This window comes from Pusillibacter faecalis, assembly GCF_018408705.1.
GTDB lineage: Bacteria > Bacillota > Clostridia > Oscillospirales > Oscillospiraceae > Oscillibacter > Oscillibacter faecalis.
Genome location: NZ_AP023420.1, coordinates 1,454,644 through 1,470,890 on the forward strand (window position 1 = coordinate 1,454,644; position 16,247 = coordinate 1,470,890).

General features: G+C 62.5%; 17 protein-coding genes. 15 read left to right on the forward strand and 2 right to left on the reverse strand.

Annotated elements, in window-relative coordinates; translation table 11 throughout:
- The first annotated feature begins 126 nt into the window (after positions 1 to 126).
- From lspA to KJS55_RS07375, 3 genes are all read left to right on the forward strand, one after another.
- The gene (lspA, locus tag KJS55_RS07365) at positions 127 to 633 is read left to right on the forward strand and encodes a signal peptidase II (RefSeq protein WP_187030117.1); all 507 of its coding nucleotides are present in this window, start codon (positions 127 to 129) and stop codon (positions 631 to 633) included.
- On the forward strand, positions 602 to 1,516 hold the full coding sequence (locus KJS55_RS07370) for an RluA family pseudouridine synthase (protein WP_213543020.1): 915 nt from the start codon (positions 602 to 604) through the stop codon (positions 1,514 to 1,516). Before lspA ends, KJS55_RS07370 begins: the two co-directional genes overlap by 32 nt.
- A 204-nt stretch (positions 1,517 to 1,720) precedes the next feature.
- Entirely contained in the window at positions 1,721 to 1,942 is a 222-nt protein-coding gene (locus tag KJS55_RS07375; RefSeq protein ID WP_187030121.1) for an HPr family phosphocarrier protein, read from the forward strand.
- 195 nt (positions 1,943 to 2,137) lie between these two features.
- Here KJS55_RS07375 and KJS55_RS07380 read toward each other — a convergent pair whose 3' ends face one another.
- A complete protein-coding gene (locus tag KJS55_RS07380; protein ID WP_213543021.1) occupies positions 2,138 to 2,719 on the reverse strand; it encodes a GNAT family N-acetyltransferase in 582 nt (193 codons plus the stop codon).
- A 198-nt stretch (positions 2,720 to 2,917) separates the two neighbouring features.
- Here KJS55_RS07380 and miaB point away from each other — a divergent pair, with 198 nt between their 5' ends.
- Positions 2,918 to 4,336 carry a tRNA (N6-isopentenyl adenosine(37)-C2)-methylthiotransferase MiaB gene (gene miaB / locus KJS55_RS07385; RefSeq protein ID WP_228300485.1) on the forward strand — a complete coding sequence of 473 codons (1,419 nt, stop codon included), beginning with the start codon at positions 2,918 to 2,920 and terminating at the stop codon, positions 4,334 to 4,336.
- Here miaB and KJS55_RS07390 read toward each other — a convergent pair.
- Positions 4,327 to 4,572: a hypothetical protein gene (locus KJS55_RS07390; protein WP_187030129.1), complete on the reverse strand. Its 246-nt coding sequence runs from the start codon at positions 4,570 to 4,572 to the stop codon at positions 4,327 to 4,329. The two genes, miaB and KJS55_RS07390, sit on opposite strands and share 10 nt — an antisense overlap.
- A gap of 98 nt (positions 4,573 to 4,670) precedes the next feature.
- Here KJS55_RS07390 and KJS55_RS07395 point away from each other — a divergent pair, with 98 nt between their 5' ends.
- The 11 genes from KJS55_RS07395 (at position 4,671) to KJS55_RS07445 (ending at position 16,243) form a co-directional block, all read left to right on the forward strand.
- Complete coding sequence (locus KJS55_RS07395; RefSeq protein ID WP_213543023.1) at positions 4,671 to 4,907, forward strand: helix-turn-helix domain-containing protein; 237 nt, start codon at positions 4,671 to 4,673, stop codon at positions 4,905 to 4,907.
- An 801-nt stretch (positions 4,908 to 5,708) separates the two neighbouring features.
- On the forward strand, positions 5,709 to 8,309 hold the full coding sequence (gene mutS / locus KJS55_RS07400; RefSeq protein WP_213543024.1) for a DNA mismatch repair protein MutS: 2,601 nt from the start codon (positions 5,709 to 5,711) through the stop codon (positions 8,307 to 8,309).
- A 268-nt stretch (positions 8,310 to 8,577) separates the two neighbouring features.
- Positions 8,578 to 9,285, forward strand: a complete 708-nt coding sequence (locus KJS55_RS07405) for a CPBP family intramembrane glutamic endopeptidase (protein WP_187030134.1) — start codon at positions 8,578 to 8,580, stop codon at positions 9,283 to 9,285.
- A 13-nt stretch (positions 9,286 to 9,298) separates the two neighbouring features.
- Positions 9,299 to 9,796, forward strand: a complete 498-nt coding sequence (locus KJS55_RS07410; RefSeq protein ID WP_213543025.1) for a hypothetical protein — start codon at positions 9,299 to 9,301, stop codon at positions 9,794 to 9,796.
- Between the two features lie 28 nt (positions 9,797 to 9,824).
- A complete protein-coding gene (locus KJS55_RS07415) occupies positions 9,825 to 10,745 on the forward strand; it encodes an AEC family transporter (protein ID WP_187030138.1) in 921 nt (306 codons plus the stop codon).
- A gap of 45 nt (positions 10,746 to 10,790) precedes the next feature.
- The gene (gene mutL / locus KJS55_RS07420) at positions 10,791 to 12,716 is read left to right on the forward strand and encodes a DNA mismatch repair endonuclease MutL (RefSeq protein ID WP_213543026.1); all 1,926 of its coding nucleotides are present in this window, start codon (positions 10,791 to 10,793) and stop codon (positions 12,714 to 12,716) included.
- Between the two features lie 169 nt (positions 12,717 to 12,885).
- Complete coding sequence (locus tag KJS55_RS17765; RefSeq protein ID WP_318280947.1) at positions 12,886 to 13,047, forward strand: hypothetical protein; 162 nt, start codon at positions 12,886 to 12,888, stop codon at positions 13,045 to 13,047.
- Between the two features lie 17 nt (positions 13,048 to 13,064).
- Positions 13,065 to 13,655, forward strand: coding sequence for an NAD(P)H-dependent oxidoreductase (locus KJS55_RS07430; protein WP_187030142.1), 591 nt, complete (start codon positions 13,065 to 13,067; stop codon positions 13,653 to 13,655).
- A 3-nt stretch (positions 13,656 to 13,658) separates the two neighbouring features.
- Positions 13,659 to 14,603: a tRNA (adenosine(37)-N6)-dimethylallyltransferase MiaA gene (miaA, locus tag KJS55_RS07435; RefSeq protein WP_213543027.1), complete on the forward strand. Its 945-nt coding sequence runs from the start codon at positions 13,659 to 13,661 to the stop codon at positions 14,601 to 14,603.
- A gap of 94 nt (positions 14,604 to 14,697) precedes the next feature.
- Complete coding sequence (gene hfq, locus KJS55_RS07440; protein WP_187030145.1) at positions 14,698 to 14,925, forward strand: RNA chaperone Hfq; 228 nt, start codon at positions 14,698 to 14,700, stop codon at positions 14,923 to 14,925.
- A gap of 43 nt (positions 14,926 to 14,968) precedes the next feature.
- Positions 14,969 to 16,243, forward strand: a complete 1,275-nt coding sequence (locus KJS55_RS07445) for a biotin/lipoyl attachment domain-containing protein (RefSeq protein WP_213543028.1) — start codon at positions 14,969 to 14,971, stop codon at positions 16,241 to 16,243.
- Positions 16,244 to 16,247: the final 4 nt, after the last annotated feature.

The window sequence follows — 16,247 nt, forward strand, 5'->3', positions numbered from 1 at the left end:
AAGAACGAGCCCGGAGGCCAGTTGGCCTCTGGGCTTTTTTCTGCGGCGTATCGGTCCGGCGGTTGCAATTTTCCGCGAAAGCGTGTAAACTGAGCGGGAAGTCTGCGTCATAAGGAGCTATCATTCATGTTCTATGCTGTCTGTTCCCTGCTGGCCCTGGGTCTGCTGGCCCTGGACCAGTGGTCCAAAGCCTGGATTACCGCCAATCTCCCTCTGGGGGAGACGATGGACTTCCTGCCGGGCGTTTTAGGGCTGCGCGCCGTCCACAACTACGGCGCGGCCTGGTCCAGCTTCTCCGGCCAGCGGTGGCTGTTGGTGGCGGTGACGGGCTGCATCGTGCTGGCGGTGGCCGTTGCCCTGGCGCGGCGGCTGATCCGGCATCCGCTGGGTGTGGCCGCGGGGATGCTGATCATCGCCGGCGGCCTTGGCAACCTCATCGACCGGGTGCGGCTGGGGTATGTGGTGGACATGCTCTACTTCCCCTTCTGGCCCTCCTATCCCACCTTCAACGCGGCGGATGTGTGCGTGGTGTCCGGCGCCGTGCTGGGGGCGGTCTATTATCTATGGTTCTATGAAAAACACGACAAGCGAGGCGGAACGGATGGAACGGCTGACCCTGCGGACAACGCCTGAGGAGGGCGGCCTCCGGGCGGACGTGTGGCTGGCGGCCCGGGTGGAGGCGCTCAGCCGCTCCGCTGCCGCGCGCCTTTTGGAGGAGGGGCGCGTCACCAGGAATGGAAAGCCCCTTGCCAAGCGGGACCGCCTGACCCCCGGCGAGACGGTGGAGGTGCTGCTGCCGGACCCAACGCCAGCGGAGGTGGGGCCGGAGGACATCCCTCTGGACGTGGTGTACGAGGATGAGGACGTGATCGTGGTGAACAAGCCCAAGGGGCTGGTGGTCCACCCGGCCCCCGGCCATCCGGACGGCACGCTGGTCAACGCCCTGCTCCACCACTGCGGGGACAGTCTCTCCGGCATCGGCGGGGAGCTGCGCCCGGGCATCGTCCACCGGATTGACCAGGACACCTCCGGACTCATCATCGCGGCGAAGAACGACCTGGCCCACCAGCGCCTTGCCGCCCAGCTCCAGGACCACACCCTGGCCCGGGTCTACCAGTGCATTGTCGTCGGCGGGCTGCGGGAGGACGCGGGCACCGTGGACGCCCCCATCGGCCGCCACCCCACGGACCGCAAGAAAATGGCCGTCGTCGCTGGCGGCCGCAGTGCCGTGACCCACTGGCGGGTGCTGGAGCGATTCCCGGGCTTTACCTATGTGGAGTGCCGCCTGGAGACCGGCCGCACCCACCAGATCCGCGTCCATATGGCCTACATCGGCCACCCCATCCTGGGGGACACGGTGTACGGGAATAAAAGGGCGGTTCCCGGTCTCCAGGGCCAGTGCCTCCATGCGGTGGGGCTGCGGTTCCGCCACCCCCGCACCGGCGGGCTGGTGGAGCTCACCTGCCCCCTGCCGGAGGAATTTGAGGCTCGGCTCCGGAAGCTCCGGGCGACCTGATGCGAAGCGGCCCCGTCGGGGCCGCTTTATATTTTTGTGAAAAGAAAAACGTATAAAAACAAGGTATATTTGCCATAATGTACGAAAAGAAAACGATTACTCATGATATTTATGAGAAAATTTTTGGTTGACGGGGCATTCCTCTCCTGTTAGAATGGGAAGCGTTCCAGAAGAACCCAGAATTCCGGAAAAGGAGGAACAAGGATGAACAGAACGATTGAGATCAAAACGCCGGAACAGGTGGAAAAGATCAACCGGCTGGCGTGCGAGGCCCCCTACGAGGTGTGGCTGAGCACGGATACGCTCATGCTGGACGCCCGCTCCCTGCTGGGGCTGATGGCGCTGGTGGGACAGCGGGTCCATGTGGTGGCTGAGGATGACGTGGACCCCAAGCGGTTTAGCCGTCTGGTGGAGAAAATGGCGTAAGGAATTTGAGGGCGCGGCTTTTTAAGCCGCGCCCTTTGTCTGCCTCCGCGCCCCGCAGGAGTACGCGGGACCTGGGCCATGCCGCCAGTTCTCCCTGTTCTAGGTTTGTGTTGATATGAGGATGCCCGGCAAATCGGTGAATGATCTGCCGGGATTTTTGGTTGCTGCATGATATCAGATTGTCAGCCCGCCCTATCATGCCTCAATAAAATGTTTTTCCGACTCGTTCCAATATTTTTGACATACGAAATCTGTGTTGCCATCAAAATTGAGCTGATACATTCTAAATATAACAGGAAAGTCTTTCGGCTGCCATTGCTCTTCATAGGAATAGCAGTATTTCATGCCTAGCTTTTTCATCACATTGCCGCTTCTCGGATTGTTTTTGTCGTGGGTTGCCGTGATATATGCTAAACCGTCTTTCTTTACTTGCTCCACCACGGCTTTTCCAGCTTCGGTCGCAATTCCCCGGTGCCAAAACTCTTTACGAAGTCCATAGCCAAAATCGTGAGGCTCTTCCAGATCAACCTTGATATAACCGATTGGGAAATCATCCTCTTTCAGGCAGACAGCGTAAGCATAAGCCTGCGGCTGTGCATATTTGGCAGCATATCTTTCCTCGTAAAAGTTCTTTGCTTCTTCCAGACTTTTTAATGGATACCACGGCAGAAACTGATTCGCCTCTTCATCCTTGAGAATCAGAAACAGAGCCTGGATATCTTTTTTTGTAAACTTTCTTAAAATTAGGCGTTTCGTTTTTAATACAGGTGTATTCATGTTGTCCAGCCCCCCTGCTTTCCATTTGTGGCATGATTGATTATCATACCGTTATGTTTATGCCCTTGCCTGGTGAGATCGCCGGAGTTGCGCCCCATCAACCCTGATTTTGAGCGCTCCGGTTTTCTTTCTTGTACTTTTTTGCCGTTTATGATATCATGAATCAGTTAAAGTATCAAAATGTCCGGAGGAATCGGTTTGGAACGAGAACGCGTACTGGTCCCGGAGGCGGAGCTTGAGCGCCAGCGGGAATTTGAAGAGAGGATTCGGGCGATGTTCGCCGCCCGGCAGGCCCATCCCCTGGCCTGCGTGGACACCTTCGGCTGTCAGCAGAACGTGGCGGACGGCCAAAAGCTCATGGGGATGCTGGAATCGTGCGGCTTCACCCTCACCGCCGACCCCAAGGAGGCGGACGTGGTGATTCTTAATACCTGCGCCGTCCGGGAGCACGCGGAGGACCGGGTGTTCGGCAACCTGGGGGCGTTGACCCACACGAAGAAGGAGAACCCGGAGCAGATCATCGCCCTGTGCGGCTGCATGGCCCAGGAGCAGCGGGTGTCGGAGCGGATCAAAAAATCCTATCCCCATGTGAACCTGGTATTCGGGCCCCACGCCCTGTGGAAATTCCCGGAGCTTCTCTGGCAGGTCTATGAGAGCCGCCGTCGGGTGTTCTCTGTCCAGGACGAGCACGGCACCATTGCCGAGGGCCTCCCCGTGGTGCGGGAGAAGGGGGTCAAGGCCTGGGTCTCCATCATGTATGGGTGCAACAACTTCTGCTCCTACTGCATTGTGCCCTATGTCCGGGGCCGGGAGCGGAGCCGGGACCCCCAGGCGGTGCTCTCAGAGGTCCGGGAGCTGGTGGAAGCCGGGTACAGGGACATCACCCTGCTGGGCCAGAACGTGAACTCCTACGGAAACGACCTGGGCAGCGGGTACGACTTTGCGGACCTGCTCTCCGAGATCGACCGGATTCCCGGGGACTACTGGATTCGCTTCATGTCCAGCCACCCCAAGGACGCAACCAGGAAACTCTTTGACACCATGGCCCGCTGCTCCCATGTCGCCAAGCAGCTCCACCTCCCCTTCCAGTCCGGCAGCGATCGGGTGCTGCGGGAGATGAACCGCCGCTACACCCGGGAGCAGTACCTGGAGTTGATTGCTTACGCCCGCTCCCTCATGCCGGAGCTGGTGGTGACTTCCGATGTGATCATCGGCTTTCCCGGCGAGACGGAGGCGGAGGCCATGGAAACGGTCTCCCTGGTGGAGGAGGTGGGCTTTGACGCCCTCTTCACCTTCCTCTACTCCCCCCGCCCCGGCACGAAGGCGGCGGAGCTGCCGGACCCCTTCCCCCGGGCGGAGAAGCAGAAGTGGTTTGACAAGCTCCTGGAGGTGCAGAACGCCAAATCCGCCGCTCTCCACGCCGCGTACGTGGGTAAAACCGTGCAGGTGCTGGTGGACGGCGAGAGCGGCGACGGGGAGTTCCCCCTCTCCTCCCGCACGGAGGGCAACCGTCTGGTGCGGCTGAAGGGCGGGAAGGAGCTGATCGGGAAGTTCATCCACGTGAGGATTACCGGCAGCAACACCTGGGCGCTGTACGGCGAGGCGGTTCAGCGGTAGATTTCCCGGGCCAGGAGGAAGGCCTTGCGGGCGACCCAGTCCACATAGGCGTCACTGGTGGCGTTGCGGGCGGCCTCATAGAAGAGGAAAAGATCTTTCTGCTCTGGGGAGAAGGTTTCCTCCAGTTCGCTCAGGGCCTGGGATTCTTGCCGTTCCCGGCAGCGGTATTCCGCTGTGAGTGGAGTGCATTCTCTCTGGCGGAGGGCAAAAAGCAGAGTGTCGATGTAATCGTCCATAAAAAATCACTCCTAAGTATGTATTGACAGGAATATTCGTTCCTCTTTAAAATGATTGTAGCAGGAATATTTGTTCCTGTCAAGTGGAAGGGGCACCTATGACCTTTTCTGAGCATCTTTTTTATCTGCGGGAAAGAAGAAAGTTGAAACAGTCCGATGTTGCGGACGCGATTGGGATCACTGTACGGGGGTATCGGAACTATGAGCGGGGAACCCGGGAGCCGGCGATGTCCACGCTGATCGCTCTGGCGGATTTTTATGGGATTAGTCTCGATGAGCTGGTTTGCCGGAGGCGTGAGGGGGAGCCGTCCGATGGGACGGGGCAGGAGCCATGATGATGGCTGGGCATTCCACCCCCCATTCTCTTTTTGTCTTGCCAAAAAGAGAATGGGCCGCACCCGCAGGGGGTATGCCGCATCCGTAAGCGGCACAGCCGCCAACGGCTGCGCAATGGACGGTCCAAGAGAAAAAACGCCGGGCGCGATCTTGCGCGTTCGCACAAGTTCGCTTCAATACGGGGGTCTTCCGAATCAGTTCCGACCAAGTGAAGAAGTCCCCTACCGGCTCGCGCCGTCCCCTGGCAGTTGAAAGACATTCCCCCGCGAGTCTGGTGCAAAGGTAGCTTTGTTGGTACTCGTCGAGACTGCGTGCTTCTCTTTCCGCTGGCGCTACCCTGGCGGTGGCTGAGAGCCAGCCGCCCTAAAGCACCAGGGTAGCGCCAGCGGAAAGAGAAGGAGCAAGTATCCGGAACCACCAACGAGTTCTACTCCAAGCCCCTACACGCGGGAGCCAGCCCCCCGCGAGGGGGGAGTCCGGCGCGAGCCGGCAGAAGACCCCCGATCTTAGTCGGCACACATTCGGAAGACCCCCGTATTAAGCAAACTTGCACATACGTGCAAGTTTGCGCCCAGCGTCTTTTCTTTTGGACCGTCCATTGCGCAGCCGTTGGCGGCTGTGCCGCTTACGGATGCGGCATACCCCCTGCGGGTGCGGCCCGTTTTCTTTTCGGCAAGACGAAAAGAAAATGGGGGGTGCATTGCCAGGCTATCAACATAGCCTATACCCCGTCCCATCGGACGGCCCCTCATAGAGACAGATACCGCTGCACACAGCGAAAAAGAGGTGAACCCCCTGTTATGGCAGAACTAACCCCCATGATGCGCCAGTACCTGGAGATCAAAAAGGACAACCCTGATTCGATTTTATTCTTCCGCCTGGGCGATTTCTACGAGATGTTTGACGAGGACGCCCGCACCGCCTCCCGGGAGCTGGATTTGACCCTTACTTCCCGGGACCACGGCAAGCACGCAAAGCCCGCCGAGGAGCGGATTCCCATGTGCGGGATTCCCTATCACGCAAGCGAGGCCTATATCGCCCGCTTGATTGCCAAGGGCTACAAGGTGGCCATCTGTGAGCAGATGGAGGACCCCGCCACTGCCAAGGGTCTTGTTAAGCGGGATATCATCCGCGTCATCACCCCCGGCACCGTCACCGACGCCGCGTGCCTGGACGACAAGTCCTCCAACTTCCTCTGCGGCATCTACCTCGACGAGCGCTCCGCGGCGGCGGCCTTCTGCGACGTCACCACCGGCAAGGCCCACCTGACCGCCTTTTCCGGTGATGAGCGGGTGGAGCATATCATCAACGAGCTGGGCCGCTTCTCCCCCGCCGAGGCCATCTTGAACGACGGCGCCTGGGCGGAGTCCCGGCTGCTGGAAACCCTGCGGGAGAAGTTCCACTGCCGGGTGGAGCGGGGCGGCGAGCGGCGCTTTCTCCTGGCTGACGCGGAAAAGAGCATCCGCCGCCAGTTTGGCGAGGAGGCGTTGAAGCGCCTGCCCGCCGGGAATCCGGCGGCGGCCATGGCCATAGGAGGGCTTCTCAGCTACCTCTACGAGACCCAGAAAACGGACCTCAGCCACATCAACGACCTGGACTATTACGAACAGGGCGTGTTTTTGGAGCTGGACCTGACCGCCCGCCGGAACCTGGAGCTGACGGAGACCTTGCGGAACAAGGAGAAGAAGGGGAGCCTCCTCTGGGTGCTGGACAAGACCAAAACCCCCATGGGTGGGCGGTGCTTAAGGAGCTGGCTGGAGCGGCCCCTGCTCTCCGTCACGGCCATCAACCGTCGTTCCAGCGCGGTTGCGGCGCTGGTGGAGGCCACCATCGCCCGGGAGGAGCTGAGCGCCGCCATGACGGGCCTGGGCGACATGGAGCGGCTTCTCGGCCGCATCGTCTACGGCACCGCCGGCGGGCGGGACATGGCGTCCCTCCGGGCGGCCATGGAACGGCTGCCGGAGATCAAGGCCCAGCTCGCCTCCGTGAAGGACCGCCGCCTGGGAGAGCTGGCGGCGGAGCTGGACGTGCTGGAAGACCTCCGGGACCGGATTGCCCGGACCATCTGCGACGAGCCGCCCTTCTCCGTCCGGGAGGGGGGCTTCATCCGGGACGGCTTTGACCAGGAGGTGGACCGTCTGCGGCACATCCTCCAGGGGGGCAAGGGCGTCATTCCGGAGATGGAGGCCCGGGAGAAGGAGAAAACCGGCATCCGGACGCTGAAAATCGGCTATAACAAGGTCTTCGGATACTACATCGAGGTCAGCAATTCGTTTAAAGATCAGGTGCCGGACACCTACATCCGCAAACAGACCCTGGTCAACGGCGAGCGCTTCATTACCCAAGAACTCAAGGACTTGGAGCACGAGATTCTCACCGCCTCGGAGCGGGTGGTGGCGCTGGAGTACCAGCTCTTTACCGCCTTGCGGGAGGAGATCTCCGCCGCCGCGGTGCGCATTCAGAAAACCGCCGCCGCGGTAGCGGAACTGGACGCGCTGGTGTCCTTCGCCGCCGTGGCGGTGCGCAACAACTACTGCCGGCCGGATGTGGACGAGTCCGGGGTCATTGAGATTCAGGAGGGCCGCCACCCCGTGGTGGAGCGGGTTTTGAAGGACAGCCTCTTCGTCCCCAATCACACGTTTATGGGCGAGAAGGAGGAGCGGGTGGCCATCATCACCGGCCCCAACATGGCGGGCAAGTCCACCTATATGCGCCAGGTGGCGCTGATTGTGCTGATGGCCCAGATGGGGTCTTTCGTCCCTGCCGCCCACGCCCATATCGGCGTGGTGGACCGGATTTTCACCCGGATCGGCGCCAGCGACGACCTCTCCGCCGGGCAGTCCACCTTCATGGTGGAGATGACGGAGGTCTCGGACATCCTGCACCACGCCACGAAGAACTCCCTGCTGATTCTCGACGAGATCGGCCGGGGCACCTCCACCTATGACGGCATGTCCATTGCCCGGGCGGTGCTGGAGTACTGCGCGGAGAAAAAGCGGGCAAAGACCCTCTTTGCCACCCACTACCACGAGCTGACGGAGCTGGAAAACTCCCTGCCCGGGACCGTGAACTACAACATCGCGGTGAAGGCCCGGGGGGAGGAGATCATCTTCCTGCGCAAGATCGTCCCCGGCGGCGCGGACCGGAGCTATGGCATTGAGGTTGCGAGGCTTGCGGGGCTTCCGGAGAAGGTGGTGCAGCGGGCCAAGGCCATCTTAAAGGAGCTGGAGGCGGAAAACGGCGTGCAGTACGTGGCCGCCCGGCGGGAGAGCGACCAGATGACCCTGGGCGCCCTGGGCGAGGGCGAGGTGCTGGACGCCATCCGCCGCTGCCAGCCGGACACGCTGACGCCGATTGAGGCGATGAGCCTCATCTACGAGTGGAAACAGAAATTGCAGTAAAGCGGCGGACCGCGCCGGGAGGCGCGTCAAGGGTTTTGCGGGAAGCAAGCCCTTTGCCAGCCGCAGCGAGCATACAGGGCGCAACCGCCGCAAAGCGGCGGCACTTGGCGCGGAGGAGAAATCGGACGGATTGATTCCGGCCGGTTTGCGTGAAATGCGGGGTCCACGCCGCGCAGGGCGCGGTGGGGTGCGCCAGCCGCTGCCGCCGGTGCAGAGACCTGATCCGCGAGAGGCGGCGCGGAGGAAATCAAAAGCAAAGGGCGAGAGCATGCCGAGAAGAAAGACAACAACCTATATGTCGCCGGGGGAGCAGATCGGGGGAACCGTGTTCTTTATGATCTATCTGCTGGTGCTGCCCTTTGCCGCGGGGCCGCTGTTCCGTCTGGCGGGAGGGCTGCTGGGGGTCACGATCTCCGGCGCCATGCAGAGCATTTTGACCTATTATATCCTCTTTGCCGTGAGTATCATCGTGTTCCACGCCTTTCTCGCGAGAACCACCCGGCACCTGGCGGAGAATCTGGGTCTTGCCGTCAAGACGCTGGGCCTGGGCCTGGTGGGGCTGTACGGCCTGAATGAGCTGGTGTTCCGGCTCAGCAATCTGCTCATCAACAACCGGACGAACCTCAACAACAACACCATTTCCGCCCAGATCGACGACGCGCCCGCCATGACGGTGGTCATCGTGATTCTCCTGGCTCCCTTTGTGGAGGAGGTGCTCTTCCGGGGGCTGGTGTTTGGAAATTTAAAGGGGAAGAGCCGCGCGGCGGGGTACCTGGTGAGCTGTCTGCTCTTTGCCCTGCTGCACGTGTGGCAGTTTGCCCTGGTGAATCAGGATATCACCTATTTTTTGCTGATGGTGCAGTATCTGGTGCCGGGGCTGGTGCTGGCCTGGACCTATGAGCACAGCGGCACGCTGTGGACGGCCATCGCTCTGCACGCCGCGGCCAACGCACTGAGCGTGTGGACCATGTTATGAAAGGAGAGCGCGGATGTCCGGCGAAGTGAAAGTGAGAAAGAGCGACTGGCAGCGGACGCTGGCGGCGGTGCTTCTGGGGTGCCTTTTGGACGGCGTCCTCATGTATCTTTTTTTGCGCCGGGTGGAGCTGACAGGGCTTGCCCGGGGGATCGTGGCGGCGCTGGGGGCCTATGTGCTCTTCCGGCTGTTCTACCCCATGCTGAGGGGCCTGTTTCCCGGCGGCGGAGAGCGGACGCTTCTCTGGCACGTGACGCCGGATACCCTGGTCCTGGGGCGGGAGGAAATCCCCCGCGGCGCCATCAAAGCGGTTCACTGCTGGCCCAACCGGGACGCCCTGGGGCACGCCGGGGCGGGCTGGACCGTCAATATTGAGACCACGGGGAAAAACCACCTGCTCCGCTCCCTGACCGAGGGGGAGGGGCTGGACCAGTCCGTCCGGCAGCTCCGGGCCCTGGTGGTGGCCCTGGGATACGGCGGGCAGTGGGCGGGAAGCCCGGACGTGCCCTCCTAAAAACCCCCTGAGAAAAGAGAGAAGCAACATGGATTTTTTTGCAAGCCTTTCCAATATGAGCGTGGTGCTGGCGGGCATTGCCGCCGGGTACCTTGCCAATAAGCTGGGAATTCTGGGCGGGGAGACGGACCGGAAGCTCACCAAGCTGATTTTGACGATCACCATGCCGGCGATGACCCTGGGAGCAGTGGCCACCAGCGAGGAGCTGCCGGACCTTGCCACGCTGGCCGGTATTTTGGAGGCCGCCGCCGCATTTTATATCATCGGGTTTGCCCTGGCCGCTCTGCTGCCCCGGCTGTTGGGGGGCACCGCGGAACAAAAGAGCGTATGGCGCTTTGCGCTGTGCTTTTCCAATGTGGGGTTTATCGGCATCCCGGTGTGCACGGCATTTCTGGGAGAGGGGGCCATGCTCTACGCGGTGATTCTGACCCTTCCCTTCAATCTGATTTCCTACTCCATGGGTCCCGTGATCCTGACGGGAGGCATGAAGAACTTTGACGCCCGGAAAATGTTTCTGACGCCCACGGTGGTATCTTCGTTTCTGGCGCTGGTGATGACGCTGCTGCGCCTGCGCCCGCCGAGGGTGGTGGGAGAATGCCTGGAATTTGTGGGCGACATGACCGTACCGATGTCTCTTTTGATTATCGGCTCGCTGCTTACCGCTACATCCTTCCGGCAGGTGCTCTCCTCCCCGCGGCTGTGGAGCCTTGCGGCGGTGCGGCTGGTGGCGATGCCCATGCTGCTGGGCCTGGCCCTGCGTCCGCTGCATCTGGAGGCTATGGCCGTGAATGTGACGGTGCTGCAGATGGCCATGCCGGTGGCGGCTAACGGCTCCATGCTGGCCATGGAGTACGGCGGCGATGTGGAGAGCATGGCGCAGGCCACATTTTTGACCACCGTCTGCGCCATGGTGACGGTACCTCTCATAGCCACCGTACTGCTGGTATAGGCAGCAAAACCCAAGAGGCGCGGGACTGTGCGAAAGGAGAACAACATGCCTCACATTCAACAACTCAGCTCTCACGTTGCGGACCTGATTGCCGCCGGCGAGGTGGTGGAGCGGCCGGCCAGCGTGGTCAAGGAGCTGGTGGAAAACGCCATGGACGCCGGCGCCACCGCCGTGAGGGTGGAAATCCGCCGGGGCGGAATGGGTCTCATCCGGGTTTCAGACGACGGCTGCGGCATCGCGCCTGTGGAACTGCCCACGGCCTTTTTGCGCCACGCCACCTCTAAGCTGCGCTCGGCGGAGGACCTGGGGAGCATCGGCACCCTGGGCTTCCGGGGTGAGGCGCTGGCGGCCATTGCCGCCGTGAGCCGGGTGGAGATCCTAACCCGGCCAAAGGGCGCCCAGAGCGGCGCGTCCCTCCATCTGGAGGGCGGCGTGCCGGGACCTGTGGAGGAGGCCGGCGCGCCGGAGGGCACCACCGTGACGGTGCGGGACCTCTTTTACAATACGCCGGCGCGGCTCAAATTTATGAAGAAGGACAGCGCCGAGACCGCCGCCGTGGCGGGGCTTTTACAACATCTGGCCATGTCCCATCCGGACATTTCCTTTCAGCTGATCAAGGACGGCGCCGAGGCGCTCCACACCCCCGGCGACGGGAAGCTGGAGTCCGCGATCTACGCCGCTCTGGGCCGGGAGTTTGCCCGGAGCCTGCTGGCCGTGGAGGGCCGGGGCGGAGAGGTGGCGGTGGAGGGCTATGTTACCATGCCCCTCCAGAGCCGGGGCTCCCGGTCCATGCAGGTGTTCTTTGTCAACGGCCGGTTTATCAAGTCTCAGCTCCTGACGGCGGCACTGGAGGAGGGCTACCGCAACCAGATCATGAAGGGGAAATTTCCCGGGTGCGTCCTGTCGGTCACGCTGCCGGTGACGGCGGTGGATGTGAACGTCCACCCCGCCAAGACCACGGTGAAGTTTGCCCGGGAAAAGGAGGTCTTTGACGCGGTCTACCACACGGTGCTGGACTGCCTGAGCGCCCGGGGAGGCGCGGTGCAAGTCCCCAGGAGCGTGGAGCAGGTGGTGCTTCCCCGGCAGGACTTCTTCCAGTCCCTGGACGCCAAGAGCTTTCGGGAGCGGAGGGAGCAGGCGGACTCCCAGCCCCGGAGCGCGGCGAGGCCCGCCTGGGACAGCGAGCGGCGCTCCACGGCCCGTGTGGCGGACAGCGCCCCTCCGGCCTCCGGCTATGGGAGGTTCCGGGACGCGGGCGGCGCCCTGGGAAGGCCTCCGGCATCGGCGGCCGGCCCAACAGAGGCAGAGACTTCGCCGGCCGGTAAGCCGGAAAAGCCGTTTGTCCCCGCGATTCCCCGGCAGAGCCGGGAGCTGCCGGAGCAGCAGACCATGGAGCCCCTCCGGGAGGAGGCGCCCTGGCGGATCGCCGGAGAGGTGCTGCGCACCTACATCGTGTGCGAGAGCGAGGAGGGGTGCGTGTGGCTCATTGACAAGCACGCCGCCCATGAGCGGATCAACTTTGACCGGCTGAAGGCATCCCGGACGGCGCCCATGCGGCAGATGCTGCTGAAGCCCGCCATTGCGGAGCTGAGCCGGGAGGACGCGGCGGCGGTGCTGGACAATCTGCCGCTGTTGGAGGAGTTGGGCTTTTCCTGCGAGGATTTCGGCGGCGGCGCGGTTTTGGTCCGGGAGGTTCCGGCAGATCTGGACGCCGGGGAGACCTCCGCCGCATTGGAGGAGTTTGCCGGAACGCTGCGCGGCGGCGGGACCTTGGATGAAAAACGGGAGGAGCTTTTGCATACGATTGCCTGTAAGTCCGCCATCAAGGGCGGCTGGAAAAGCGACGTGTCGGAGCTGCGGGTGCTGGTGGAGAAGGTCCAGAGCGGCGAGGTCCGCTACTGTCCCCACGGCCGCCCGGTTGCGGTAAAGCTGAGTCGATACGAGCTGGAAAAGCTCTTCAAGCGGGCGTGAGGCGCAGACGGGGCGGCGGCCGTGGGGACGAATGGGATGGAAACGTCCGCGCCTGCGGCGCGAGCGGCCGCCCGGTTGCGGTGAAGCTGAGTCGATATGAGCGCTCTTTGGACTTGCGGCGGGAAAGAAAACGGCCCAAACAGGGCAGCATATCTATGGAGGAGCCGGTATGGCAGAGAAACGGTTTGTGAAGACCTACACCGCCATGGACATGATGGAGATCTGGGTGGACCGGGAGCCCGGGGGGAAACGACCTGTGGTATTCCAGCGGCAACGCCGGCGGGCTGGCACCTCTGCTGGACCGGGATGGAAAGATCACAACGGTTTTTGATCAGGAGGAATGAAAGCATGAAGCTGTTATTTGTGGATAGCTGCATCAGCCAGCGGGGAGCGGATTCCCGCACCCGGCGCCTGGCGGCGGCGTTTTTGGAGGCCTTTGCCGCCTCCCATCCGGACTGGGAGCTGGAGACGGTGGAGGTGGGAGCCCTGGAACTCAAGCCCTTTACGGCGGAGATGCTCAGTGAGCGGGACGCCCTGGCCTCCGTGGGGGCCTGGGATGCGCCGGTCTTTGACCTGGCCCGCCAGTTCCGCGCCGCAGACGCGGTGGTGGTGGCGGCGCCCTACTGGGATTTGAGCTATCCGGCGGCCCTGCGCATCTATATGGAGGATATCTCCGCCAACGGTCTTTGCTATCACTATGAGGCAGACGGCTGTCACGGGGACTGCCGGGGGCAGTGGCTGGTCTACCTCACCTCCGGCGGGGATTTTGAGCACGAGGACAGCGTGGGCGTGGTCCACTGGCGGCAGATGGCGGCCATGTTCGGAATTCCCAGGTTTGACTACGTGTTCGCCGGGGGGATGGACATTGACCCGGCCAAGACGCCGGAGCTGCTGGCGGCAGGCTGTGATCTGGCCCGGCGCCTGGCGGAGAGCCTGTAGCCGGTGGCGCCGCGGATTGTCTGCGTGGTGGGGCCCACGGCCTGCGGCAAGACCACCCTGGGCGTGCTGCTTGCCAAACGGTATGGGGGCGAGGTGGTCTCCGCCGACTCCATGCAGATTTACCGGGGGATGACCATCGGCACCGCCGCGCCCACCGCGGAGGAGATGGACGGCGTCCCCCACCACATGATCGCTGTGGCGGACCCGGCGGAGCAGTGGTCCGCCGCCCGTTACGCCCAGGCTGCCATCCCCATTGTGGATGATATTTTGAAGCGGGGAAAGCTCCCCATTCTGGTGGGGGGAACAGGGCTGTGGCTGGATGCGGTGGTCCAGGGCCGGGAGTTTGCCCCGGGTCAGGCCGGTGGCGCCGTCCGGCGGGAGCTGGAGGCGCAGCTGGCCGCGGAGGGGATGGAACCGCTGCTCCAGGAGCTGCGGCGGGTGGACCCGGAGTCCGCGGCCCGGCTTCACCCGGCGGACACGAAGCGGATTCTGCGGGCGCTGGAGGTCTACCGGGAGACCGGGGAGACCATCACCGCCCACGACGAGAGGACCCGGAGCCTCCCCCCTCGGTATGACGCGGTCTGGCTGGGTCTCCGGTTTGCCGACCGGGAGGATATGAAGGCCCTCATCGACCGGCGGGTGGACGCAATGGTTCGATCCGGGCTGGAGGAGGAGGTGCGCGCCCTGCTGCAAAGCGGCCTCCCCCCCTCGGCAACCGCATGGCAGGCCATCGGGTACAAAGAGTTTTTAGGCGTGCTGGAGGGGACGGCCACCATGGAGCAGGCCGTGGCGGAGGTGAAGCTCCGCTCCCGGCAGTACGCCAAGCGGCAGCTGACATGGCTGCGGCGGAATCCGGCCATTCATTGGATGGAATGGGAAAAAGAGCGGAATTTTGAGCAGGCCTTACAGCTTTCGACAGAAATTCTGACCGCCGCCGGGGTATGCTGATTGCGGGCATGGCCCGGCGGACGATCAAGACTCGTCCGACCAAAAGAACCGTCGCATGCAAGCGGCGGACCATACAGAAAAGGAGCGGACGATTATGCAGACAAAAGCGAATTTACAGGACATTTTTCTTCTTCGAGCCAAACGGGACAAGGTGCCTGTCACCATGTTCCTGATGAACGGCTTTCAGATGCGGGGCATCATCACGGGCTTTGACGCCTTTGTGGTGGTCCTGGACAGTGACGGCAGACAGCAGATCATCTATAAGCACGCGATTTCCACCATCGCGCCGGTCCGGAGCGTGGACCTGTCGACGGAGGAATGACCCCTGCTGTCCCCTCACGAAAAGGAATACATAAGAGGGAACCATGAAACGAAATTCTTTTGGCACCAAGGCCCTGCTGGCAGCGATATCGCTGGCCCTGCTGGTTTACTTCGGCGTTCAGGGCGCGCGGTACTTCCGCGATCCCCTGACCACAACCCTGGCCTACACCTATGAGGTGGAGGAGAGCGTCCATCTCTCCGGGTATGTGGTGCGGGAGGAGCAGGTGCTTCCCGGAGAGAGCAGCGGACTGCTGCAGCTTCTGCGGGAGGAGGGGGAGCGCGTGAGCGAGGGGGGAACCGTGGCGGCGGTGTTCGCGGATCAAGCCTCTTTGGACCTGCAAACAGAGCTTGCCAGCCTGGAAAACCGGATCGAGCAGCTCCAGTATGCGCAGGAGGCGGCCCTGGGCGTGGAGATCACGCAGAAGCTGGACGCGCAGATCAATAACAGTATTCTCACCTACCGGGCGGCTCTCGCGGCAGACCGCCTTCAGGACGCGGAAAAGCAGGGGGACGCCCTGCGGACCCAGGTGATGAAGCGGGACTTCTCCGTATCCGGCACAGAGGATCTGAAGACGCAGCTCCAGGAGCTTCAGGCACAGCGGAAAACGCTCCAGTCCCGGGCGGCGGGGTCTGTCCGGCGGATTACCGCGCCGGTGGCGGGACTCTACTCCGCGGTGGTGGACGGGTATGAGACGGTGCTGACGCCAGAGAGTCTGGAGGCGCTGACGCCCTCCTCTCTGGAGAACCTGAAGGCCGATGGGACCGTCAGCTCCAACGTGGGAAAGCTGGTGCTGGGAGATACGTGGTATTACGCGGCGGCGATGCCCGCCGCGCAGGCCCAGGAGCTGGAGGACCAGCAGGCAGACGGCGTCTCGCTCTCCCTGCGCTTTACCAAGGGGGTGGACCAGGATCTGCCGGTCACGCTTCATTCGGTGGGAGCGGAGGAGAACGGCCGTGTGGTGGCGGTTTTTCAGGGCGATACCTACCTTACCCAGCTGACGCTGCTGCGCCAGCAGAGCGCCCAGGTGATTACCAATCGCGTGGAGGGAATCCGAGTTCCCAGAGAGGCCCTGCGGGTTGTTGCAAAGACGGTGGAGAACGAGGACGGCACCACCAGCGAGACCAAAACCACCGGCGTCTACTGTGTGATGGGCCGGGAGGCCGCCTTCAAGCCGGTGAGCGTCCTCTACAGCAACGAGAATTTTGCGCTGGTCAAGGCGGAGATCTCCTCGAACCAGGAGCTTTTACGCCTGCGGCCCGGGGATGAAGTCATTGTGAAGGCATACGACCTGTATGATGGGAAGGTCGTTGGAGAATAGCGGA